A 490-nucleotide genomic window follows, 5' to 3' on the forward strand; every position below is an offset into this window, starting at 1 on the left:
CAACACCTGGCCGAACGCGCTCGGGTGGACCAGCTGCGCTACCAGGTGAGCTGGCGAGCCGTCACGCCGGCCAGCTTCCCTGCGACCCGGCCACGATGGCTGGTCCTGACCCGCCCCGAACAGGCCCACAATCCCTGGCTGCAGGCCCTGGTAGCGGCCTATCCCGACGGATTCTCCACAGTGGTCCTCGACATGGACCACCTCGACCGAGATCAACTCGCCGCGTTGCTGATCGACCACAGCACCACCAGCAACTGCGATGGCGTCTTGTCCCTGCTGGCCCTCCCCGACTCCACCGAGTCCGTCGTCCCCGGACCAGCCCCGGCGGTGTTGGCCACGCTGGCCCTGGTTCAGGCCTATGGCGATAGCGCCCTGAGCCTGCCGCTTTGGGTCGTAACCCACGGCGGTGCGCAACTAGGCACCGACGACTCACCCCTGACCGCTGACCAGGCCGCCGTGTGGGGTCTGGGCCAATCGGTGTGCCTGGAAC

The 490-nt window shown here is 68.2% G+C and carries 1 protein-coding gene; it reads left to right on the forward strand.

All coding sequences use genetic code 11. The features are described from left to right. The coding region (locus tag BST12_RS32675) for a Rossmann-fold NAD(P)-binding domain-containing protein (RefSeq protein WP_170062239.1) at positions 1-490 on the forward strand (490 nt) is incomplete at both ends.

Origin of the sequence: Mycobacterium angelicum (genome assembly GCF_002086155.1) — a bacterium.
In the GTDB taxonomy this organism is placed as follows: Bacteria; Actinomycetota; Actinomycetes; order Mycobacteriales; family Mycobacteriaceae; genus Mycobacterium; species Mycobacterium angelicum.